We start from the raw sequence: 21,713 nt of genomic DNA, 5'->3' as shown, positions 1-21,713 counted from the left end.
TATGACTAAAAAACACCATTTTTCTTCAAATGAACTGAGTTAACCATTCTTGATGTAAATAAGTCATCAACCATAATTCAATTCAGAATAGTTAGGTGATAAGTTAGCGGATAAACGTTATTTATATAGAGCGCAAAATTATTATGAAAACACTCTCTATCAGCCAAGTATCCGAACTTACGGGTCTTACCTCTGCAACTATTCGTTTCTATGAAATCAAAGGGTTGATTCAACCTATTGGCAGAAAAGGTTTAACTCGGTTATATGCCACTGAAGTTCTCACTCATCTTTCACTCATTATTCTTGCTAAACAAGCTCAGTTTTCACTGGATGAAATAGCAAACATACTAAATCGTATGCCAGAAAAAGGAATTGAACGCCCTATTTTGCGGGAAAAAATAGATGAGATTGACCAAAAAATCCAAGAGTTGCAGAAACTTAAGCAAGGGTTACAACATATTGAACAATGTCCGTCGGAAAATCACTTGCAATGCCCTAAATTTCAGAAAATTTTATCTGTAAGCTTAAAACAAAATATCGCAAAACTGACCAAAAACATCGCTTGACTTAAAGTCAACTTGAAGTTTTATCATCCGGCATATTCGTTTTCTCCCTCTACTATTGTTGATTTTTATGAGCAATAAGGAATGATTATGCCTCGTTCAGTTTTTTGGCTCGCCGCCGCACTCGCATTATTTACAACTGGTAATGCCCTCGTTCTTTCTGTTGCAGTGCTGATTGGTTCGCAATTAGCGGATGACCCAGCCTATGCCACCATACCCCTGTTATCACAATATATTGGCTTGATTGTAGCCTCCATTCCCATGGCGCATTTTATGATGAAATTTGGTCGCCGAGCTGGTTTTCTGTTGGGAAATATTGGCGGATTAATGGGCGCAATTTTCGCTATTTCAGGCATTTACACTCAAAGTTTTTGGCTATTTTCTCTGGGAACTTTTTTTACGGGTATTGCGATTGGTACGGCTCAACAATATCGCTTCGCCGCGTTAGAAGAAGCGCCAATTGCCCTGCGTGCAAAAGCCATCGGATTAGTCATGAGTGGTGGTATTGTCGCTGTATTAGTAGGACCTACATTAGCGATGTCAACTCGCACACTTATTGCCCAATATCCATTTATGGGCACCTTCGCAGCACTGACGATCATTTATATTTTGGCATTCATACTTTTATTAATGATCCCGTTAACCACGCAGCATAAAACGGTATTTTCTGCTGATACTCCGAAGACTCGCCCATATTCAAAACTCTACTCTCAGCCATTACTTATTTTAATCGCTTTCGTTAGCGCAATAAGTTATGCCTTGGTCGTTTATATGGTTGGCGCATTTCCATTGGCAATGAAAGCACATGAATTTACATTCACCTCCATTGCCTTTGTTTTCCAATGCCATATTTTAGGTATGTTTGCCCCTTCCTTTTTTACAGGACATTTGATCAGTCGCTTTGGCGTAAAACCTTTTTTATGGCTAGGGATAGTCTGCCTGATGGTCGCCAATTTATTAAATTTAACGGGTGCCAGTTATACACACTTTTTAATATCAATGACGCTAGTCGGCCTTGCCTGGAATTGTATTTTAATTGGTACCACGCACTTATTGCCACGCACATACCGCGATCATGAACGAGGTAAAATACAGGGAATGACCGATTTTCTTATCTTTGGTTTTGGTGCTATTGGCAGCTTATTAGCGGGATTCGCCTTTTATTTTGTCGGCTGGCAAGTGACCAATATGATTGGATTTATTGTTGGCGTGGCTATTTTTTCCGTGATGCTATTGCTTCGTCGTAGCATGAGTGAAACACCCGAATTGGCTAAATCTTAGTGTGAAAATAACCGCCTCGAACCTTAATTCATCGAGGCGGCTAACCTTCACTATTTCATTTTTGGTAGGAAGCTTATATCCATATAATATTTATTGGCATTATTCTTATCGAGATAAATCGTGACGGTTTCTCTATCAATATATGGCGATGGGTCAAAATAAATATTTTCACTCTTATAACGTTTAATCGTATTCGTGCTTTTATCATGCACATCCGCCAAAATTTGGTATGGCGACTGCTTGTTTATCTGGATCATCGTATTTTCTTCAACCCCTGTAATTTTGACTTGGATTGGCGTACCTTCACGTAATAACCGCGTATTTTTCTTTTTACCTACCATGCCAAAAGCAAACGGAACACCGCCAATTAATGTAAATACAACGCCGAAAATACCACAAAATATACTTAGCCCATAAATACCAAAGAACGAATTAATCACCGCATCATGGGGGTTATTAGGGTCATATAACACATCAATAGACTGCCCTATACTGCCACGATAGCTACTGCTGCCCATCGAAGATCGAAATTCAATTTTTTGATTATCTTGCGTCGTAAATTCAATAATCGGAAAATAGCTTTTTGATTTATCCTCTGAAACACTGACATCTAGATCAGTCACAATCCCTGTTGTTTCCACTCCATTTTTTGTCATATCCATGCTGGAATAGAGCGAGAATGCAGTACCAATCAGAAATAGGATCCCAATCACTAAAAAAACCGTAAATATAATATTTTTAATCTTCACCCTTGTATTCCTTTAGTTGAGCTTTCATTCGCCTCTATTATGGTACAAATCGACAGTAAATTTCAGATAAGTATAAGCTAAAGAGAATATTTAAGACTGTTTACCGGTTCAAAATGCCCTTTGGTGGTAAGCAAATATTGATTACAGTGAATAAGCTTTGTTATAGCAACCTTAAGAGAATCTTATTTAAGTCCAGATAAACCTATTTGGTGAATAAAAAAGATTGCCTCAGCGCTGAAAGCTTGAATATATAGGCTCTCTAGCAGCAATATATAACATCAACAAAGGGGCCACTATGTTCCATGGATTATCTGCATTTCCACTGACACCACTGCGCAATAACCAAGTCGATCAACACGCATTTTCAGTTTTAATCGCGCGATTGGTTCAGGCAAAGGTTGATTCCATTGGTGTGCTCGGTTCTACGGGCTGTTACCCTTACCTATCAGAAAAACAGCGCCAGCAAGTGACTCAATTGGCTGTTGATATGGCTGGGGATATTCCCGTCATGGCCGGAATAGGCGCAACGAACCTATACGATGTTCTCACTCATTGCGAACGAGCTCAACACGCTGGTGCCACCGCGCTAATGCTGGCTCCCGTGTCCTACCATGTTTTGAATGACGATGAAGTTTATGCGTTATTTGAGGCAGTATCCCGACAGGTTTCAATACCTATTTGTGTATATAACAATACAGGGACAACCCATTTTTCTTTCAGTGATGAGCTCTACATAAAGATTGCACAACTTCCGAATATTGGTGCAATAAAAATGCCCGCTATCTCGAAAGACATTCCGCAAGCTAAGCAACGGCTCGCTTCATTACGTCAGCAATTACCAAAACATATCAAATTAGGGGCAAGTACAGACAGCCTCGCAGCTTACAGCATAGCCAGCGGTATGGATGTTTGGTTTTCTGCAACTGCGGGCTTGTTACCGGAAAAAATGCAAGAAATTGCCATTGCAGCGCAAGCTGGCAATTTAGATATCGCCATTACACTGTCTGAACAATATTCCCCACTTTGGGAATGTGTCGCACAAAATAAAGGCAGCGTGCGTTGTGTGGCAGCCATTGCTGAAATATTGAAACTGGTTGACTCACCTTGCTTACCTCCCCCATTAAATAGTGTGCAAGGCGCAGATAGAGAAAAATTAGTCTCACTCATTAATGAGTTAAAACTGAGTTAAAAACCATTTTATTAATAAGGTGCTCACCACCTTATTAATATTGAATAGATTAAGATAGGAATCTAGAGGTAATCGCCCCTCCTTCACTATACGATTATCCTGAAACCCCCGCCTTCCATTCGCACTTCCCAAATAGCGATTTTACGAAATAATTTGCGAGTAATTATATTTAGTTCAGTGCAATCCACTCATTGAATGATTCTCATTTAATTATATATTGCCTGAATTGATACCTTACGTTGATAATATACGCGGTTTATTTCCCATCCATGCACAAAATCAACTGTTTTATACGTGATTTAAAGGATTTTTATATGAAATACAATAAATTAGCAATACTTATCACAACTCTGGCATTTGCAGGCGCAGCTAACGCGGCAGAAGTTTATAACAAAGATGGCAACAAATTTGATGTCTATGGACAAATTGATGTTCGCCACTATATTGCCGATTCAAAAAGTGGTGAAGATGGTGATGATTCACGCGTTCGTTTAGGATTCCGTGGTGATACGCAAATCAACGATCAACTCACAGGTTATGGTCGTTTTGAATGGGAAACTCCAACCAATAAATCTGAAAGTGATCATGAAAACCAAAACCGTTTAGCTTATGCCGGTTTAAAATTCGCTGATTTTGGTTCTTTGGATTACGGTCGTAATTATGGTGTGAACTACGATATCAATGCATGGACTGATGTTCTCCCACTTTGGGGCGCGGACACCATGGATCAAGAAGATAATTTCATGATGGGACGTAACCGTAACTTATTAACTTATCGCAATAATAATATGTTCGGTTATGTTGATGGCTTAAGCTTCGCCCTGCAATACCAAGGCAAGAATGGCGATCAAAATAAATCCTCTGGTGAAGATGCACTAAAAAATAACGGTGATGGTTATGGTTTATCCACCGCTTATGAATTAGGTTACGGCGTCACCTTAGGGGGCAGCTATGCAAACTCAAGTCGTACACCAAGCCAGCGTGACGGCGCTATTGGAGCAAAAGGTGAACGCGCGCAAGTGTGGAACGTCGGGGGTAAATTTGAGTGGGAAGACCTTTACATCGCAGCGATGTATGGCCAAGCACTGAATGCAACTCGCTATGGCGAAGATGATGCTGAAGCTGTTGCCAATAAAACAGAAAACTTAGAAGTTGTTGCGACTTATACCTTAGATTTCGGCTTAACCCCTTCAATTGGCTACAACCAATCTAAAGGGAAAGATCTCGGCGAATATGGCAGCAAAGATTTAGTTAAATATGTAGCTGTTGGCGCAGCTTATGAGTTCAACAACAACATGTCCGCTGTCGTTGATTACAAAATTAACTTATTGAATAAAAATGAGTTTACTCGTGATCACAACATCAATACGGATAATGTCTTAGGTCTGGGCTTAGTGTACCAGTTCTAATCTAGATCTCGAAAGTGGCGCTATCTTCAGTATTAAAGATAGCGCCATTTCTTTGATTTCACTCTTATTTTTACTGATTTTTCTTCAGATAGTCATCGTCGTCAAGCACCCAAAGCGGTTCTATATCGCTATCCTTCTTAATGACTAAAGAAGGGTCAGAACGTAAACATGCACCACCATAATGCCCACCTACCGTAAATGTACAGACCTGAATATAACGTTCTGCCACTTTCGGTAAACACCATAATTGCTGATAAACATTCTCTTGATGGGCAAATTGCCCACAAGTTTCATCCAGAATATCGTCTTGATGATCAACTAGCCCAATATTATTACCACAGCGCCCCGCGATAGGCTTCACGGCATACCCCGTTTGGCGTAGCTCATTGTTAATCTCAAAATCAGTATCCAATAAATATGGATGATGCGGGAACAGTGACCATAGAATCGGCAGAATTGATTTATTCCCAGGGATCACTGTCCATAACGGTTCAAAAACACGAATTTCTGGACGCAACAGCACATCAATCAGCCGGACATCATTATGATGTGGATGACCAGTTCGGATAGGTAAACCAGAAAGGTCACTTTCACTCTCTTGGCGTAACTGCTCCAGAGCAGTTTCCCATGCCCATGTTTTCCATACACATTGAAGCACCTGCCCTTCACCATCCACCACTTGACCCGTTTCATTCCAGACTAACTCATCCAAACCATGGATAATTTTACATTCAAATCCCGCCGCTTTAATGGATTGAGCCATAAACAGAGCGTGATAATCCTCTTCACTATCCTTATCTTGCATGATGTGAATAAACGGTTTTGCAGTGGTGTGTTTCCATGTATCCGTAAGTAACTCTTGCAGTCGTTCACCAGGATTCCAGCCCGCGTTGATACCGCCTACTTTTGACCATTTATCAATAATTAACCCTGTTTCAGTATGACAAGAAGCTGAATCCGCATTGTATTCATAAACTTTCAATCCTCGATGATCCATACAGAAATCAAGGCGACCCGTCACCATATCATGACGGCGGTTTTGCCATGATAAACGCAAACGCGGCCAGAGAATTTCGGGAATATTGAAAAGTTTCAGTAAGTTGTCATCTTTGAGGACTTTTTCAGTCGCATGCAAATACATCAAATGAACTTCATTTGTTGCCTGCATGAGTTGATTTTCGGCAGTACTGGAAATCGTGAAATATTCGTGAGGGTTGGCATTCAGTTTATGCCCATGGTTAGCCTTAACATAGGCTAATTCAATCGGGTTAGATTCATCTAACCAGCGTTGATTGAAGTTAACTTGGCTATCTAACTGAGCCGCGTGCAGTTCCATCAATTGCGGATTAATTTCAGGTTCTTTATAGGCATACTGGTTATTATCCGTTTGTATCATCCAACCGAGGATCGTGGTATCGGTGAATGTATCAGACAACGTATAACTTCCATTATCAGTGTTTAACGGTAGCTCTCGAGTCCACTGCTGACCCGCTGGGAGTTTATGGTGTAAAACATTTTGCTCAACAACTCTAACTTTGTTATCAAAAACTTGGGTAATAATCGCAACATGCCCAGTATGCTCAAATTCCCCCCCCTCCGCCCAAATCAGTAAGCTTCCTGCGGTGGGTTTCATTTGGCTGCCATTTTGATACGCGCGCAATGGCAAAATGCCGTCATCCACTACATGGCGCAAAAAACGTAATGCGAAAATTTCATACGCCATGCTGACATCGGTAAACACCACTCCATAATTGAGATAAAGAAAGCGGCGAGCAAATTCAACGCATTGCCATTTATATCCCATGTATTCATTATTGATATAACTGCGAAAAGAGATATCATCCCGTTCACCTAAATCGGGAATGGAACTGTAATTGGAAGAGTAAATTGCAACACCACCGGGGGCGTAGCCAAGTAAAGTGCCAAACGGTTCATGTTCTTCTGTCATGATCAGACTCCTATTACAGCTCACTGATATTATTTAAATTGCAATTATATGAATGCTAATAATCAGTATACGCTTGTAATAGTCAAAACACTGCGTTTTTTCATGGCATAAAAAAAGCACCTATTAATAGGTGCTTTTTGGTGTTGATCTTGAATTTAATGAGAAAATTTTGTTAGCGATAACCGCGAGTATGGTTGTTAGATGACCAGTTGTAGGTCGCATTGCTTCCTGTTACGTGCTCTTTTTTCTTTTGGGTTCTTAAGGCTTTGGCTTCTTTTTCAACTTCAGCCGAGATTTCGGTAATGATCAATTTTTTGACTTTGCTTTCTTCTGAATTGGTCAACTCGCGCCCTAAACTTTTACGTTCTTGAGCCAGCCGTTGCCTCACCCGCATTCTTTGCGTTTCAGTCATCTCTTGCAGTGTTAGGGTTTTCATGTCATTACTCCTTCGAAAGTTGAAAGACGACTTCCAATATAGCACTCCGTTCTCTTTTCGTCCCAGATAAGGTGCCATCATCCCTATTTAGGAGTATAGTAGCCCTTATCGAAATCCGAATTGATATGAATCATTTTATTTATTATGGAATTAGCGCTCTCCACACCTGAAATTCGCCAGATCCTCGCTTCTGACACCCCAATCATTGATGTTCGTGCCCCCGTTGAATTTCAACAAGGCGCGATGCCATCGGCACTCAATTTACCCTTAATGAATGACGATGAACGTACCACCGTCGGGATCTGTTATAAACAAAAAGGCTCCGACAAAGCGGTCGAGTTAGGGCATCAATTAGTCTCGGGTGAATTACGTGAAAATCGAATTAATGCTTGGAAAACTGCGTGTCAACAAAACCCAGAAGGCTATCTTTGCTGCGCTCGCGGCGGAATGCGCTCCCATATTGCTCAACAATGGTTAAAAGAAGCGGGCATTGAATATCCGCTTATTAATGGGGGTTATAAAAATTTACGCCAAACTGCCATCGATGCAATTAACGAACTCGCTCAACGCCCAGTAATATTGATTGGCGGTTGCACTGGAAATGGCAAAACACTATTAGTTCAAAGCCTTGAAGATAGTATTGATCTAGAAGGTATTGCCCATCATCGAGGCTCTTCCTTTGGGCGTACTTTAGAAGCCCAATTTTCACAGGCGACGTTTGAAAACCATTTAGCGGTTTCTATGTTAAAAAAAGCTCCTAATCACAACCGGTGGGTGCTTGAAGATGAAGGTCGAGCCATTGGCGTGAACAGCCTTCCCGATTCACTACGCCAAGCAATGGAAACAGCAACAATTGCGGTGGTTGAAGACCCCATTGAGCGCCGAATGGAAAGGTTAAAAGAGGAATATTTTGACCGAATGACCCACGATTTTCTTGCCGCATTTGGTGAAGAACAAGGTTGGAATGCCTACAGCGAATACCTACATCATGGTCTACATGCTATTCGTAAACGTTTAGGTTCCCAGCGAGCGATTGAACTAACTAAACTCCTTGATGATGCGCTGATTACTCAACGTAAAACGGAAAAAACAGACGTTCATTTCTCATGGCTTACACCACTTCTTCATGAATATTATGATCCGATGTACCGCTATCAGTTAAGCAAGAAACAGGATCGAATTGTTTTCAAAGGAACATTTGAGGAAGTCACTGAGTGGGTAAAATCCACCGCTCAATAATGTTACACGTATCCTTCAATATTAAAATAAGGTGACGCTGTCACCTTATTGACCATTTCCAAGCCTGTTTAACGTACTTCCTGTTTAGCGTAACAGTGCACCCACTAAAAATAGTGCCCCCAATATCAAGCTGCACCCGGAACTGACATACCAAAATAGGTCGCTATTGCCTTTAAAGCGGCTTTTGATCAGTGGAAATATCGCCGCTCTAATTAAAAATACAGCAGCAATGGCAATTAGAATGGATTGAGTAAAGGGTAAAGAAAAAGAACCTTGAGCTGCACTGAATGCGTACAATCCCCAAATGGTTAATACCGTGCCGACAAAAATCGCCGTAAATGGTGGATACCAATGCCCTTCTTGAGCCTGTTTAACGATCCGTTCCCCTGCTCCGAGCCACTTAAATCCAGCTGCACCCCAAACCAGACACGCAAAATGCAATAGTGCAACAATCCATGTCAGCACAGCCGCCAAATACAATGCAGTTATTCCCATTTATGGTCCTTTCAGTGAGGTTTATTTTTTAAAGGCAATCTCAGTAATACCTTGGTAAATTAATTTAGAAGCTAACCCGCCTAAAATCAATCCGACCACTTTGCCTATCACTTTATGGATACGGGAATATGTTCGCCTTACAGAAGATAATGAAAATGTCTGGCATAATATAATACGCCAAATTAGAGAAGCTACCACAATTCCTAGCCAAATCACAAGTTTAGTCCACAATGGTGTCGAAGGTGAAATCGTAGTAGAGAAAATACTCATGAAAAATAGAACGGTTTGAGGATTAGATAAGTCAGCAATTAACCCTCGACGAAAATAAACGCCTGTTGGGAAATTTTCTGTATTTTTTTCGGTGGCAAGAGACAGTTGCGTTTTATTTCGAAAGACACTGATCGCGTAATATAATAAATATAATCCACCCAGAATCTTAATCAGGGAAAATAGCGACTCAAACTGTGTCATTAATGCCACCAGCCCAAATAACCCTAACCCTGAATAAATCGCATCCCCCAGAACAACTCCATAACCACAAGTTAATCCGGCTTTTTTACCTGAACTTAACGTTGTTTGAACTACCGTAAATAAGTTTGCTCCGGGGTTAAAAAAGGTCAAAACAAACAAAAACAAGGTAATCAGAATGCTGTGTAGTGGATCCATCATGGTGTCTCACATTAGCGGAAGATTTTTTTATTATAGACAGGGATAACCCATCGAGGTGCAACCTACGTCAGGTTATTGAAAATCCACCGTATGCGAATGAACTAAAAACACTATCCCAACGATTTTCGACGTTGCAGCAGCCACTTATCTAACTCATTTGCAAATTGTTGGCGATCACGTTGGTTTAAGCTAGCAGGCCCCCCAGTTTGCACGCCGCTAGCTCGCATCGTGTCCATAAAGTCTCTAATTGTCAGTCTTTCACGAATGGTGGCTTCACTGTAACGTTCACCTCGAGGGTTCAACGCCACCGCGCCCTTTTCCATGACTTCCGCTGCCAACGGAATATCAGCAGTAATCACTAAATCGCCGGCTTGTGCGCGTAAAACAATCTCATTATCTGCAACATCAAACCCAGCGGGAACTTGCAGAGTTTTTAAAAACATCGAAGACGGAACCGATAAACGCTGGTTCGCCACAAATGTAATTTGCACTTTTTCTCTATCAGCCGCGCGATATAACACTTCTTTAATCACTTTAGGGCATGCATCCGCATCCACCCAAATCACCATCATTGACATATAACCTATCTATTTCATCTTTAAAAAATTAATGGTGAGCATAATAGCATGACGCGGTCTTTTAAGAGGAACAAACTGCCGTTTCTTGTCGCATCAATAGCCCGTAACTCATGAGTGAGCACACCACCACCAAAATACCGCCAGCAATAGCAACCCAATATCCTGCATAAATTCCAAGCTCATCCACCATTTTACCTGAGAGCATCGCCCCAAATGCCACGCCAATATTGAGTCCCGCAAGTAGCCATGTCATCCCTTCCGTTAAACGGTGATCGGGAACAATATTCTCCACCAGTGACATACCGATAATCATCGTTGGTGCAAAAAATAGCCCAGATATAAACATTACCATCGCCAGCGACCAAATTCCCCCAACCCACAGCAACGGAATAATCGACAGCAATGTCAGAACCCCGCTGATTAGCAACATACGCGGCAAAGGCATTGATAAACGCATCCCTCCAAATACCACCCCCATCACACAAGAACCAATGGCATACAGTGATAACACTAAACTCGCCATCGCCGGCTGCCCTTGTATCTGTGCCAGCGTCACACTCAAAATATCCACTGTCCCCACAATCACGCCCAGCGAAATCATGAGAATAATCAACAGTTGTAAACTTGGCAGGCGCAAAATAGACGCCTTCGCGCTCATCATCTGGTGCTTATCGACTAAGGCAGGTTCTGTTTTACGTTGAGAAACTAAGAGCAAGACTCCCACCAGCAATAAAATACCCGCAATCATAATTCCCGCTTGTGGGAACAGAACCACTGTCAGCCCGACGGATAAGGGAGGCCCCGCAATAAACGTCAAATCATCAAATACGGTTTCCAATGAGTACGCAGTTTGCAGCAGCGGATCCCCTTTGTAGATCTGCGACCATCTCGCGCGGATCATCGCCGACATACTCGGCATAAAGCCCGACAAAAACGCCCCTAAAAACAGCCAAAAGTGAGAAAGTTCTAACCACGTTGACGTCACGATCAGCCCCATGCCCAGAACACTAATAAAAGTCACTAACGGCAATACGCGAAACTGACCAAGGCTATCCACTTGGCGAGAAATCTGCGGCGATAATAAGGCATAAGTCAGCACAAAAGTGGCTGAAACGCCACCTGCCAGTGCATAACTTCCTTGCAACATTGACAGCATGGTAATAATCCCAATCCCCATCATGGGTAACGCTAAGCGAGCCAAAAGCCCTGCTAAGGCGAATTGGATGCTTCCTGAAGCGTGAAAAAGTTGTTGGTATCGACTCAGCATGCAGTATCTCCATGATAAAAATTCAATATATATACGGTGTGTATGTATAAAAATGATATATTGATACGAGATGAATGTAAATAATCATACGCAATGTATGTAAGAGGTTTTATGGCAAGACGAACACAAGCCCAAATGGAACAAACTCGCGCCCTATTACTGGCGACGGCACGGGATTTTTTCTGCCGTTTAGGCTATGCAGACACATCAATGGATGATTTAACTGCCAGTGTTGAATTGACTCGCGGCGCGCTATATCACCATTTTGGGGACAAACAAGGATTATTCTTAGCTGTTGTCGAACAAATAGATGCTGAAATGAACCAACGTTTACAAACAATTACGGACAACGGCGATGACCTGTGGTCAAGCTTTCAACAACGCTGTCATGCCTATTTAGAAATGGCGCTAGAGCCTGAATATCAGCAAATTATTTTGCGAGATGCTAAAGCGGTATTAGGAGAAGCCATTGCAAAATCTAACTTACAATGTGCGGACGCTATTGAAAAAATCATCGCCAAGCTGGTAGAAGATAATGTTATTGCCAACGTAGAGCCTCGCGCCCTCGCCGCGTTACTGAATGGAGGCTTATCCGAAGCGGCCTACTGGATAGCGCAAGATAAGAGTGAAATTCGGCTAAAACAGAGTATTGCTAGCATTGATATGCTACTGAATGGACTAAAACTCCCTGCTAAATAATCGCTGATAACAGTAAGCCCATATAGTGGGCTTACTCATGACGCAATTAACGCAGTGACTTAAATACGCTTATAAATTTTTCAACATCTTGTTCGCTTGTGGACCATGAAGTACACAGACGCACACAAGTTTTACCCGCTTCAGGCGCTGGCATACTGCTTAAAACGTAATGTTCCAACAATTTCTTCGCTAAATCATCCGGTAGCACCACAAACACTTGGTTTGATTCAACTGGCGCTAAGAATTCAAAACCTTGTTGAGTAAAGAATGCCGCTAAATGCATCGCCATATCATTGAGATGTTTACCCAATTTGAAATAAAGGTCATCTTTAAACAGTGCTTTAAATTGAGCCGCTAATAACCAACCTTTCGCCTGCAATCCCCCTTTTTGCTTGATGCTAAAGCGAAAATCAGATTTTAAGCTTGGGTTTAAAATCACCAGAATTTCACCGGTCAATGCTCCAATCTTAGTACCACCGATATAAAAAATATCCGTCAACTGAGCGATATCTTCAATCGTTACGTCGCTCGCATGGGACATTAAGCCTGAGGCTAAACGTGCACCATCCATAAACAGCCATAAACCATGCTCATCACACACTTTACGCAGTGCAACCAGCTCATCTTTACGGTATACCGTCCCAATTTCTGTCGAGTTACTGATATACACCAATTTGGGCTGTACACAGTGCTCATCAGTATGATGTGCCAAAACTTGCTCAATCAGCGCTGGGGTTAACTTACCTGATGCCGAAGGAACAGTGAAAACTTTATGCCCAGTGGCTTCAATTGCGCCCGTCTCATGCACCGCGATATGCCCTGAATCTACCGCGATAGCTGCCTGATGAGGTCTTAATACATGGGAGATGGTGGTTAAATTGGTGATCGTGCCACCATTAAAGAAATGGATATCTGCATCTGGGCGCCCAATGCGCTGTTTCACTTGCTCAGCCACACTGGCACATAACGTGTCGGTACCATACCCTTCAAAACGCTTCCCCGCTAAACTATTAAGTTCTTCCATCACTGCTGGGTGCGCTATTTCATTATAATCATTAATAAAGCTGTACATTGGCAACCTACCGTTAAGTTAAAAACAAGCCAACAGTTATATGCGGATATTATTCAATATTCAATGATATTTTTTGGCTTGCAGAAACGAGTCACTTCATAAGCTGTGAGCGACGAAATGTCAGATTAAAACGGTAAGCCCCAAGTTGAGGATGAACGCCTGATTTGATTTGTCGTACCCCGTGGTAATGGAGCCGCGAACGCCCGCCCCACACCAAAACATCTCCATGTTCCAGAGGGACAGCTTGACGTGGAGATTCTCGTGTCTTTCCACCAAAATCAAAGATAGTGGGCAATCCTAATGAAAAGGAGACAATCGGCTGGGAGAAATCAGCTTCATCTTTATCTTGATGCAACGACATTTTAGCCCCCACACCATAGCGGTTAACTAGGCAGGCATCTGGATCAAAATGAGAGAAGCCGACTTTTTCAGCGGCATTTATCGCCAACTGTTTAAATAATGCGGGCATCATGGGCCATGGCTGCTGAGTCATCGGATCGATAGAGGAATATCGGTAGCCTTTATTATCCGTCACCCATCCCCAGCCACCGCAATTGGTCATTGCCACAGACATGGCGTACCCGCCAGGGGTTTCCATATGACGCAAAGGCGCTTGAGCAATCACTTCATGCAATGCAGCTAATAACGGCTCCCCTTGCCCAAGCAAAAAACCTTTAAGGAGATAAGCATCTGGCGCAATCTCAATCGTATTCTCTTCATCAGGAAATAACATAGTCACCACAACACATATTGTCACCACTCAGTAAAATGGGTGTCTACCTATATAAGACACCCTGACCATTTAAGCGGCTTGTTGCTGCCTTTTCAATGCCAATTTACGCTCTGCTTTTTGGCTACCCCAGACGCTGAGTAAAATCACCAACATGCCGAGTAACTGTAATGGACTGAGTTGCTGGTCGAGCCACAGCCACCCCAGAATAACAGCGCTCATCGGGCTTAAGAATCCCAGGGATGCTACTGAACTGGGTCCTAAGATAGCGAGACCGCGAAACCATAACGCATAAGTTAGTGCGCCACCTATCAAAGTTAAATAACTCAGTCCTGCGATATTTAACAAACTCAGTGACGGTAACGCAGGTTCAAGTAACAGCGCAAACGGCAGTAAGACTAACCCGCCTGCGGTTAATTGCCACGAGGTAAAAGTTAAGGCGGAAACGGGCGGCTGCCAACGACGGCTTAATACCGTTCCTGCCGCCATAGAGAATGCCCCAGCTAAACCTGCAATAATTCCGGTTAAATCTAACGCGGCATTTGGCGTCAATAATAAAATAGCCACCCCGAAAATACCGCTCAGTGCGGCAAATATCGAAATACTCGATAGCGGGCTACTTAATAACCAACGGCTAAGGAATAACACAATCAGCGGTTGAATCGCCCCGACCGTTGCTGCCACGCCACCCGGTAAACGGTATGCGGAGATAAACAATAGCCACCAAAACAACGAAAAATTCAAAATGCCAAGAATCAGCACTCGTCCCCACCAAATTCCCTGAGGCAATTTGCGTAAAAAGAGTAAAAGCAGCAATCCTGCGGGTAAAGCGCGGAGCATAGCTAACGTCAGAGGCATGCCCTCAGGCAGCATTTCCGTGGTCACCAAATAGGTACTTCCCCAAACTATCGGTGCTAATGCCGTTAAAAACAGAACCCAATATCTATTCATGAATACGCTCACGTTGATTTATCTTGAGGTCAAGATAAATTCAAACTACCTTGACGTCAAGATAGATTATTGTATGATTTGCCTATGGATAGAATCGATAAAATCACTCAACAGTGGGAACGTGAACGCCCCGACCTTGATATCAGCGCCATGGGGTTGATTGGTCGCTTAGGCAACGTTGCCCATCACCTGACCCGTGAAATGGAAAAGGTATTTGCCAAATTTGGTCTAAACCGATCAAGTTTTGACGTACTCGCCACTTTGCGCCGTGCGGGTTCCCCTTACACACTATCACCCAGCGAGATGCTTGCGACCTTGATGGTGACATCCGGCACCATGACCAACCGCATCGATCAGCTCGAGAAAGCTGGTTATGTGGCGCGTCATGTCAATCCTGATGATGGACGCGGTTTTTTGGTGAGTTTAACAACTGAAGGGTTGGATTTGATCAACCGCGTAGTGACAGCCCATACTGAAAATCAGTCTCGTTTAGTGGCATCACTGACTAATGAAGAGCAACAAGCGCTGAATCAGCTACTACGGACGTTTCTAAGTCATTTAGAATCATGAAACTTTTAGAGGGGAATTCCTTTCCCCTCACTATTTTTACGAGCTAAATTAGCTATTCAATTCAAATGGCATCAATTTTTGCGAACGCTCAAATTGGTCGCAAAGATACACCAAGCGCAGTAAATTTTCGGCGGTTTGATTTTCCCGTTTTAAATAGTGTGCCAGTTGCTTAGCAAACCATAACATCCCCAAGTCGTGCAATGTCCTGACCACAAAGTTTAACTCGTCAATTTGACTCGCTGATAACTGTGCGCGCCCTGTGCAGCTTTGTGTTTCCAATACCGCCAAGATTGGGCGGGTAATCTGCTGTGCCAGTGTTGGCACTGGCGCAAATGCCGTGCGGCCTTGCTGTTTTTTCGCCATATATTCAGCAATCGACGTCATAAATTTGGAAGACTGTTTTTTACGAGGCACCGATTCAAAGTCGAGGTAAAATAACTCAATACCCTGCTCTTTTTTCAACCAAAGCGTTTTCGGCGTAAGCTGTAATTGCTGCTGAGACACGCTGACTTGAACGGAAACCGCACTAATTTCCCAACCTTTCTGAGTGATAAAACGCAGTTCTTCAATTTTGTGGTTTTCTGTGCCTTGCCAATTTAATCGCAAAAATGCCCGATTCTGGTTCCCATCCAGCACCGCCCAACTGACGCACTGCTCGGTTTCATTCCAATGTAGCGGTTCGTAGCTGTCGATATGCAGCACAACAGGCTCAAACTGAGCATCATCGGTAAGCGCATTGAAATAGGCCGTTGCCGCTTTCCAATCCTCAAACCCCAGCTCACTTTTCAATGTTTGATAGTTATCGAATGAAATACATGGAACGTGACTCACCGCACTGCGACTGACTGCATAGCTATCGCCGCTAGCCGCAAGTTTGCCCTCATCGGATAAGCGGGGATTGTGCAACTCAAAACCGCTACGCATCAGGTTATCTGCCGTTTGTTTCCAAATAGCTAACGTTTGCCAGACACTGTGACGAGTGAAATTCGGGTCGAGGGTATTGGCGCGTGCTTGGCTACACTGCACCACTTTTTTCTCTTGGTTATCCCAAAAACTAAACGTTCCCCCAATGGCACCACTTTGGGTTTGCCACCACTCGGCATGAATCGGAGTCAACGAGAGAATGTCCGTTTTACTATCATATTGACGACGACCAAAAGCACGTAGTTGTCCAATTTTATCGTCGCTGGCATGAGTTAATTGGTAAAGATAGCCACTAATTTGCGCGATAAACCGCAAAACTTGTCCTTCATCCATCGTGAAATGTCGCTGGGCTAATAACTTCACTTGATAGCTTAAACGCTTTAAATAATTGGCCAAGCGAGGCAAACCTTCCGCACGCGCCGACATATTCAATAAATGCAATTGCGCGGCGCTGCTTTGGCTTATATGGGAAAGCCCCTGACGCAGCATATCGTGAATAAAACGCTGGATAGTCGCAATAACCGCTTGCTCATCGTCGCTCAATGTAAGCATGACCTCGCGATTAGGCATCAGATCGTCAGGCCAATTCCACGGCTGATTATGCTGAAGAAATACCTTAGCGATCGCTGCCAAATGGAGGGCTTTTTGCTGCTTCTCTGGTAATGACGACAACATCCCTTGAAAGCCATTCCCCCGAATATAGATAATTGGCTCATCATAATGAGGAATAGTTATTTTCAACTGATTCGATTGGTCCTCCAAGATCAATGCATGATCTTGCCAATCCTGTAAGATCTTCACCGCCAGGCGGCAATCTGGCTTACTGTTTTGCTTGATTAACGCGGGAACATCGAATGCCAGCAGCTCAGGTAATAGCGGTTCAATATCGACAGATTCTGAACTATCTTCTGTAGAATCAATCGATTGTTCATCGCGGTTTGTTTGTACCCAAAGCACCGCGGCCAGAATATGTTTGCAGCAACCCGAGGCCGAACAATCGCAGCTGGCTTTTTGCACCCCTTGAGGATCTAACGTGACTTGCTGACCGTCGCTGGCAAAAGTTCCATCTGCTAAACAAACCGGAGAAACTTTACCACTTTCCAGATCCTTACGGGCGCGTCGCAGCAATCCAACATTGGCAAATACGGCTAATGCGTCGTCATCATAATGTAAATAAACGGTTTTCCAACTCATTGCATCACCTCAGCCAGCCAGTGAGCAAAATGCTCTGGGGTTAACGCCGCCACACTCATACCGCGATCCGCCAGCTTCTGGGCAATCTCCGAATCATAAACTGGCAATGCATCATCATCTAAAGCGGCGAGTCCCAACAATTTCACTTGCTGGCTATTCAAGCGCTCGGTGCAATTGAGCAGGTTATTCAATGCCCCGCCTTCTTCAAAGTCGCTGATCAACGAAATCACCGTGCGTTTCGGATTGCGGATCAAGCTCTCGCAATAATGCATCGCTTTGGCGATATCGGTTCCTCCACCGAGCTGCACGGTCATTAATACTTCCACCGGATCGTGGGCTAAGTGGCTAAGATCCACTACTTGGGTATCAAACACCACCAAAGAGACACGCACCGTCGGTAATGCCGCTAAAATACTGGCGCACACCGCCGCATACATAATCGAACTCGCCATCGAGCCACTTTGGTCGACGCACAAAATCACATCCCACGGCAAATGCTGTTGCTGGCGGGAGTTAAAATACGGGGTTTTTATCACTAAGCGCTGATTTTGTTGATCATAATTCTTTAGGTTCGCAGCAATGGTGGCTCGCCAATCGAAATTACGGCTATTGGGGAGTAGCGAACGCTTAAAGCGGTTGCGACGCCCCGTTAATGCTTGGCGAAATTGGTTTCGCATTTGGCTTAAAATATCATCCACCACTTTGCGAATAATATTCTTCACCGCATCCCGCGTATCTTCGCTCATTTTACCGCGTAAACTTAATAACGATTTAGCTAAGGCTTTGGTGGGCTCCATTGCATTCAAGGCTTGCGGGCTTTTTAATAAGCTACTGATCTCATAACGCTCTAATGCCTGCGACTGCATTCGCTCAAAGGTGCTGTTCGGGAACAATTTGCGGGCTTGGTTCAGCCAGTTAACCGCCGTTAATTGGGACGCGTCTAACGAGCCATGACGTCCGCCTTCTTGGCGTAAACCGCGACGTTGATATTCACGGCGATATAAAAAATCCAATGACCGCTCGATTTTGAGCTCATCACCATTTAGCGCCGCTTGTCCCAGAGCGCCATCCGCATATTGGCCTAAAATAAGGCGCCAGCGTTTCGCTAATTGAAGCTGTTCTTCGGTTAATTGCGCATCTTCTGGCTGCTTATCCATGAGATAGCCCCTCATTTTGTAACGCAAACCACTCGGTTAACCCTTGGTTTTCAAGCTGATGCTGAATTTTTTGTTCTAATTCCATGGCTTGGAGTAATTGTTGCTGATTAAATTGTGTCTGATGGAGGGTTAAATCTTGGGTATCCATCGATAATTTTTGCGCGACCACTCGCGCCATTTGCGCATTCTGTTTTGGGGTTAATTGGCTAAACGCAAAGCGCAGATCCGGTAACACTTGCAAAAACCGCCCATCATCCCACTCACCCAATAGTTCATTGAGTAACTCTATTAATAGGGGTAAACGCACAACCAATTCCGGTGCGGTACGCATAATGCCAATGAAATAACCGATAGCCAGTTCCGGGTCGCTACCTAGACTAAACGTTCGCTGAATTTCCAGGGTCAGTACCGATTCATCAATTTGACCACCAAGATAACGAATAGCATCCACCGCCCCTTTGATTAGCGGCGCGTGATTAAGGCGCCCATCCAATCGGCTCAATTGTGCATAAAATTCTGCGGAATAATCCATATCGCAGCTAATTTCCGGCATAAAGGTGATTAATTCACGACAAGACAGCAGCGCATTAAAATAGTGTTCTTGTTGCTGTTCATCCCCTTGAGCCACCTGATCTAAGCAGAAAAAGGCCTGGGAGAGTACTTTATCAATCCGCTGTTTGATGCCCGTTTCATCTTCGAGGTCAAAGAAACTACGCCCGCGCCATAGGTGTACCAGTTTATGGCCACATGCCACCAATGATTCAAACTGGCTATCTTGCTGAATATAGCTATCTAATAACGTAAATAACGTTGGAATGCGCTGATGAAGCCCAATCAACGCCGCTTGCATTAGCAATGTCACCGCACTTTGGCTCGAGCGGCTGACGCCTTGCTCTTCAAGTTGCTTTTCCATCGCCAAAATTTTATTCAGTGCAATGGCTTTTAATTGCGTGCCTTTTTCAGAAAGCGCGATCAGCTCCCCTTCCACATTTGGCGTCCACGCGTATTGCCACTCTTCAAACAATAAATCCAGCTGGTTGCCCGAAAGAAAATTGGGACCAGAAAGCGGTTTGGCGAAGTGGATTTCTAAAAAACTCAAAAGATGCAGAAAACGGCTGCGTAAACGGTGCTGCTTATTACGGTATACATCTAAGCGGCTGACTTTGGCTAAAGTATCGTCCAGTTTAAAGCGGAACGCTTTCGCCAATGAATAGGTTTCAGACACCAATGGCGGTGTGATGGTGCCTTTGGGGATCTGCCCCAAGGTAAAGCCAGAAAAACAAGTTTTGATTTGCTGCCACAGTTCATCTTGACTTTCATCTAAGCTGCCTTTGATAAATGCACTTTGCAGCCCATCCAATAGATCATAGCGACCCGCGCCCGTGTGCCCTCGAAATACGGCAAGTCTCAGACTTTGCTCTGCGGCGAGCTTAACAGATAAAAACCCTGGCGCTGCATCAAATTGTTTTTCCCGTAACACTTCAGCCACGTAAGCCAAAAATTGAATACCAAGCTGATTTCGATAAGCCGCCGTGGCAGCCACTTTTTGCTGAGCTTGATCAGTGCGTTGTGCCAGCAACCCTTCCCACACTTTTTGATAAAAGGCGGGGGACGGCATGCCGGAGGCGTAACCATTTAATGCATCGAGCCGGTCAAAGCTATAACGGATAAGCCAAGCGCTGTCACGGTCTGCCAACTTTTGCTGAGATGCAAATTGCTTTTGTTGCTCGGAAGAGAGTTTAAATTGCTGCGACGCCGCTTCCCCAAGCCCTTCAAGCAGTGCCAAGGTATGAAACCCGCCCGTCACGACCACAATTTTCGCGTTTGGCTCTGCCGCTTTAATGGTTTGAATGTGCGCTTGCATATGGGCTTCACGCTGAGTTGAACCCTCCGAAGCCAGTACTTCTGGCTCGTAATCTAAACGCGCCAAGGCACACCAAATAAAGGTATCGCGGAAGAAATCAGCCCAATTGGCAACCGACGTTAATGGGCGCAACTCAAACAAATGTTCCCACAGTTCATCGTGATCACGGCACCCACACTTTTTCGCTAGCTGAGCAATAAATAAGCTATGGGCAAGGTAGCGTTCCCGTTGCAGGCTTTGATGCTGGCTTTCGCCTTCCAGATCAAGTTCCACCTGTGCTGTCCACGGCAAATCAATAAAACGCAGCTGAGCTTGATACTGCTGCCCTACGTGTAACGCTTGCCACTCAGGGGAATATTCACAAAATGGGAAATACGCCGATCTCGTGACAGCGTCACTTTCATCTGATTCAGTAGGCGCACTTTTCAGGGTAGTCTGCCCCATAATCGCCACGGGCGGACGTGTATCGCCATCCAATAAACCCGCGATTAATGGGTTAAAACTGTCAGGGCCTTCTATCAGCACATAGTCAGGCTTAACCTGTTCAATTAAGCTCAATACACTATAAGCACAGGCGGGACTATGGTGACGAACGGGCGCAAAATAGAGCTGTTGCTCATCCAGTATTTTCCACTGTTCAAGCGCTTGCTGTAGCCGTTCTGGCAATGTGATGTTTGATAAACTCACCGATGATGTCTCTCATAGGGACAGTGTGGTGATGTATTTACC

20 protein-coding genes are annotated in these 21,713 nt (G+C 43.9%); 7 read left to right on the top strand and 13 right to left on the bottom strand.

Annotation, left to right across the window (positions count from 1 at the left end):
* The first annotated feature begins 143 nt into the window (after positions 1 to 143).
* Both ACY3ZI_RS10435 and ACY3ZI_RS10430 read left to right on the top strand, forming a co-directional pair.
* Positions 144 to 566: a MerR family transcriptional regulator gene (locus tag ACY3ZI_RS10435; protein ID WP_211885635.1), complete on the top strand. Its 423-nt coding sequence runs from the start codon at positions 144 to 146 to the stop codon at positions 564 to 566.
* A gap of 87 nt (positions 567 to 653) precedes the next feature.
* Entirely contained in the window at positions 654 to 1,844 is a 1,191-nt protein-coding gene (locus ACY3ZI_RS10430) for an MFS transporter (protein ID WP_487375125.1), read from the top strand.
* Positions 1,845 to 1,894: 50 nt separating this feature from the next.
* Here ACY3ZI_RS10430 and ACY3ZI_RS10425 read toward each other — a convergent pair whose 3' ends face one another.
* The gene (locus ACY3ZI_RS10425) at positions 1,895 to 2,593 is read right to left on the bottom strand and encodes a DUF3592 domain-containing protein (protein ID WP_487375124.1); all 699 of its coding nucleotides are present in this window, start codon (positions 2,591 to 2,593) and stop codon (positions 1,895 to 1,897) included.
* A gap of 295 nt (positions 2,594 to 2,888) precedes the next feature.
* Between ACY3ZI_RS10425 and ACY3ZI_RS10420 the strand changes: the two genes are divergently transcribed.
* Both ACY3ZI_RS10420 and ACY3ZI_RS10415 read left to right on the top strand, forming a co-directional pair.
* A complete protein-coding gene (locus ACY3ZI_RS10420; RefSeq protein ID WP_487375123.1) occupies positions 2,889 to 3,782 on the top strand; it encodes a dihydrodipicolinate synthase family protein in 894 nt (297 codons plus the stop codon).
* A gap of 314 nt (positions 3,783 to 4,096) precedes the next feature.
* The gene (locus ACY3ZI_RS10415) at positions 4,097 to 5,191 is read left to right on the top strand and encodes a porin (RefSeq protein WP_036947969.1); all 1,095 of its coding nucleotides are present in this window, start codon (positions 4,097 to 4,099) and stop codon (positions 5,189 to 5,191) included.
* A 70-nt stretch (positions 5,192 to 5,261) separates the two neighbouring features.
* On the opposite strand, the gene gss is transcribed toward ACY3ZI_RS10415, so the two are convergent.
* Both gss and ACY3ZI_RS10405 read right to left on the bottom strand, forming a co-directional pair.
* The gene (gene gss / locus ACY3ZI_RS10410) at positions 5,262 to 7,139 is read right to left on the bottom strand and encodes a bifunctional glutathionylspermidine amidase/synthase (protein WP_487375122.1); all 1,878 of its coding nucleotides are present in this window, start codon (positions 7,137 to 7,139) and stop codon (positions 5,262 to 5,264) included.
* A gap of 172 nt (positions 7,140 to 7,311) precedes the next feature.
* Positions 7,312 to 7,575 (bottom strand): YjbD family protein, encoded by a 264-nt coding sequence (locus ACY3ZI_RS10405; RefSeq protein ID WP_487375121.1) that lies wholly within the window; start codon positions 7,573 to 7,575, stop codon positions 7,312 to 7,314.
* Positions 7,576 to 7,719: 144 nt separating this feature from the next.
* On the opposite strand from ACY3ZI_RS10405, the gene mnmH reads away from it, so the two are divergent.
* Positions 7,720 to 8,814: a tRNA 2-selenouridine(34) synthase MnmH gene (gene mnmH / locus ACY3ZI_RS10400; protein ID WP_487375120.1), complete on the top strand. Its 1,095-nt coding sequence runs from the start codon at positions 7,720 to 7,722 to the stop codon at positions 8,812 to 8,814.
* Positions 8,815 to 8,898: 84 nt separating this feature from the next.
* Here mnmH and ACY3ZI_RS10395 read toward each other — a convergent pair whose 3' ends face one another.
* From ACY3ZI_RS10395 to ACY3ZI_RS10380, 4 genes are all read right to left on the bottom strand, one after another.
* Positions 8,899 to 9,309: a hypothetical protein gene (locus ACY3ZI_RS10395; RefSeq protein ID WP_036947981.1), complete on the bottom strand. Its 411-nt coding sequence runs from the start codon at positions 9,307 to 9,309 to the stop codon at positions 8,899 to 8,901.
* Between the two features lie 21 nt (positions 9,310 to 9,330).
* Positions 9,331 to 9,978, bottom strand: a complete 648-nt coding sequence (locus ACY3ZI_RS10390; protein ID WP_132495961.1) for a homoserine/threonine efflux transporter — start codon at positions 9,976 to 9,978, stop codon at positions 9,331 to 9,333.
* A gap of 110 nt (positions 9,979 to 10,088) precedes the next feature.
* Entirely contained in the window at positions 10,089 to 10,547 is a 459-nt protein-coding gene (locus ACY3ZI_RS10385; protein WP_487377522.1) for a YaiI/YqxD family protein, read from the bottom strand.
* Positions 10,548 to 10,617: 70 nt separating this feature from the next.
* Complete coding sequence (locus ACY3ZI_RS10380; RefSeq protein WP_487375119.1) at positions 10,618 to 11,823, bottom strand: MFS transporter; 1,206 nt, start codon at positions 11,821 to 11,823, stop codon at positions 10,618 to 10,620.
* Positions 11,824 to 11,934: 111 nt separating this feature from the next.
* Between ACY3ZI_RS10380 and ACY3ZI_RS10375 the strand changes: the two genes are divergently transcribed.
* Entirely contained in the window at positions 11,935 to 12,522 is a 588-nt protein-coding gene (locus ACY3ZI_RS10375; protein WP_154636949.1) for a TetR/AcrR family transcriptional regulator, read from the top strand.
* A gap of 46 nt (positions 12,523 to 12,568) precedes the next feature.
* Here ACY3ZI_RS10375 and ACY3ZI_RS10370 read toward each other — a convergent pair whose 3' ends face one another.
* The 3 genes from ACY3ZI_RS10370 to ACY3ZI_RS10360 form a co-directional block, all read right to left on the bottom strand.
* A complete protein-coding gene (locus ACY3ZI_RS10370; RefSeq protein ID WP_487375118.1) occupies positions 12,569 to 13,594 on the bottom strand; it encodes a threonine aldolase family protein in 1,026 nt (341 codons plus the stop codon).
* 91 nt (positions 13,595 to 13,685) lie between these two features.
* On the bottom strand, positions 13,686 to 14,327 hold the full coding sequence (gene alkB, locus ACY3ZI_RS10365; RefSeq protein ID WP_487375117.1) for a DNA oxidative demethylase AlkB: 642 nt from the start codon (positions 14,325 to 14,327) through the stop codon (positions 13,686 to 13,688).
* A gap of 69 nt (positions 14,328 to 14,396) precedes the next feature.
* Positions 14,397 to 15,275 (bottom strand): EamA family transporter, encoded by an 879-nt coding sequence (locus ACY3ZI_RS10360; RefSeq protein WP_487375116.1) that lies wholly within the window; start codon positions 15,273 to 15,275, stop codon positions 14,397 to 14,399.
* Positions 15,276 to 15,359: 84 nt separating this feature from the next.
* Between ACY3ZI_RS10360 and ACY3ZI_RS10355 the strand changes: the two genes are divergently transcribed.
* Entirely contained in the window at positions 15,360 to 15,845 is a 486-nt protein-coding gene (locus tag ACY3ZI_RS10355) for a MarR family winged helix-turn-helix transcriptional regulator (RefSeq protein WP_487375115.1), read from the top strand.
* Between the two features lie 48 nt (positions 15,846 to 15,893).
* Here the strand turns inward: ACY3ZI_RS10355 and ACY3ZI_RS10350 are convergent, their stop codons facing one another.
* Genes ACY3ZI_RS10350 through ACY3ZI_RS10340 form a run of 3 tightly spaced genes read right to left on the bottom strand, consistent with a single transcriptional unit; the run spans position 15,894 to position 21,671 of the window.
* Complete coding sequence (locus tag ACY3ZI_RS10350) at positions 15,894 to 17,963, bottom strand: SWIM zinc finger family protein (protein WP_487375114.1); 2,070 nt, start codon at positions 17,961 to 17,963, stop codon at positions 15,894 to 15,896.
* Positions 17,960 to 19,120, bottom strand: a complete 1,161-nt coding sequence (locus ACY3ZI_RS10345) for a VWA domain-containing protein (protein WP_487375113.1) — start codon at positions 19,118 to 19,120, stop codon at positions 17,960 to 17,962. The genes ACY3ZI_RS10350 and ACY3ZI_RS10345 overlap by 4 nt, the downstream gene beginning before the upstream one ends.
* Positions 19,113 to 21,671: a DUF5682 family protein gene (locus tag ACY3ZI_RS10340; protein WP_487375112.1), complete on the bottom strand. Its 2,559-nt coding sequence runs from the start codon at positions 21,669 to 21,671 to the stop codon at positions 19,113 to 19,115. Before ACY3ZI_RS10340 ends, ACY3ZI_RS10345 begins: the two co-directional genes overlap by 8 nt.
* Between the last annotated feature and the right edge of the window lie 42 nt (positions 21,672 to 21,713).

This window comes from Providencia sp. LY12, assembly GCF_057621555.1.
The sequence above is the reverse complement of the archived record's forward strand: the minus strand, read 5'-3'. Positions and strand labels throughout refer to the sequence as shown.

Excerpts from the sequence above, each read along its gene's own strand:
- ACY3ZI_RS10435 (WP_211885635.1), top strand. The coding sequence starts at position 144 with ATGAAAACACTCTCTATCAGCCAAGTATCCGAACTTACGGGTCTTACC.
- ACY3ZI_RS10430 (WP_487375125.1), top strand. The coding sequence starts at position 654 with ATGCCTCGTTCAGTTTTTTGGCTCGCCGCCGCACTCGCATTATTTACA.
- ACY3ZI_RS10420 (WP_487375123.1), top strand. The coding sequence starts at position 2,889 with ATGTTCCATGGATTATCTGCATTTCCACTGACACCACTGCGCAATAAC.
- ACY3ZI_RS10415 (WP_036947969.1), top strand. The coding sequence starts at position 4,097 with ATGAAATACAATAAATTAGCAATACTTATCACAACTCTGGCATTTGCA.
- gss (WP_487375122.1), bottom strand. The coding sequence starts at position 7,139 with ATGACAGAAGAACATGAACCGTTTGGCACTTTACTTGGCTACGCCCCC.
- ACY3ZI_RS10405 (WP_487375121.1), bottom strand. The coding sequence starts at position 7,575 with ATGAAAACCCTAACACTGCAAGAGATGACTGAAACGCAAAGAATGCGG.
- mnmH (WP_487375120.1), top strand. The coding sequence starts at position 7,720 with ATGGAATTAGCGCTCTCCACACCTGAAATTCGCCAGATCCTCGCTTCT.
- ACY3ZI_RS10395 (WP_036947981.1), bottom strand. The coding sequence starts at position 9,309 with ATGGGAATAACTGCATTGTATTTGGCGGCTGTGCTGACATGGATTGTT.
- ACY3ZI_RS10390 (WP_132495961.1), bottom strand. The coding sequence starts at position 9,978 with ATGATGGATCCACTACACAGCATTCTGATTACCTTGTTTTTGTTTGTT.
- ACY3ZI_RS10385 (WP_487377522.1), bottom strand. The coding sequence starts at position 10,547 with ATGGTGATTTGGGTGGATGCGGATGCATGCCCTAAAGTGATTAAAGAA.
- ACY3ZI_RS10380 (WP_487375119.1), bottom strand. The coding sequence starts at position 11,823 with ATGCTGAGTCGATACCAACAACTTTTTCACGCTTCAGGAAGCATCCAA.
- ACY3ZI_RS10375 (WP_154636949.1), top strand. The coding sequence starts at position 11,935 with ATGGCAAGACGAACACAAGCCCAAATGGAACAAACTCGCGCCCTATTA.
- ACY3ZI_RS10370 (WP_487375118.1), bottom strand. The coding sequence starts at position 13,594 with ATGTACAGCTTTATTAATGATTATAATGAAATAGCGCACCCAGCAGTG.
- alkB (WP_487375117.1), bottom strand. The coding sequence starts at position 14,327 with ATGTTATTTCCTGATGAAGAGAATACGATTGAGATTGCGCCAGATGCT.
- ACY3ZI_RS10360 (WP_487375116.1), bottom strand. The coding sequence starts at position 15,275 with ATGAATAGATATTGGGTTCTGTTTTTAACGGCATTAGCACCGATAGTT.
- ACY3ZI_RS10355 (WP_487375115.1), top strand. The coding sequence starts at position 15,360 with ATGGATAGAATCGATAAAATCACTCAACAGTGGGAACGTGAACGCCCC.
- ACY3ZI_RS10350 (WP_487375114.1), bottom strand. The coding sequence starts at position 17,963 with ATGAGTTGGAAAACCGTTTATTTACATTATGATGACGACGCATTAGCC.
- ACY3ZI_RS10345 (WP_487375113.1), bottom strand. The coding sequence starts at position 19,120 with ATGGATAAGCAGCCAGAAGATGCGCAATTAACCGAAGAACAGCTTCAA.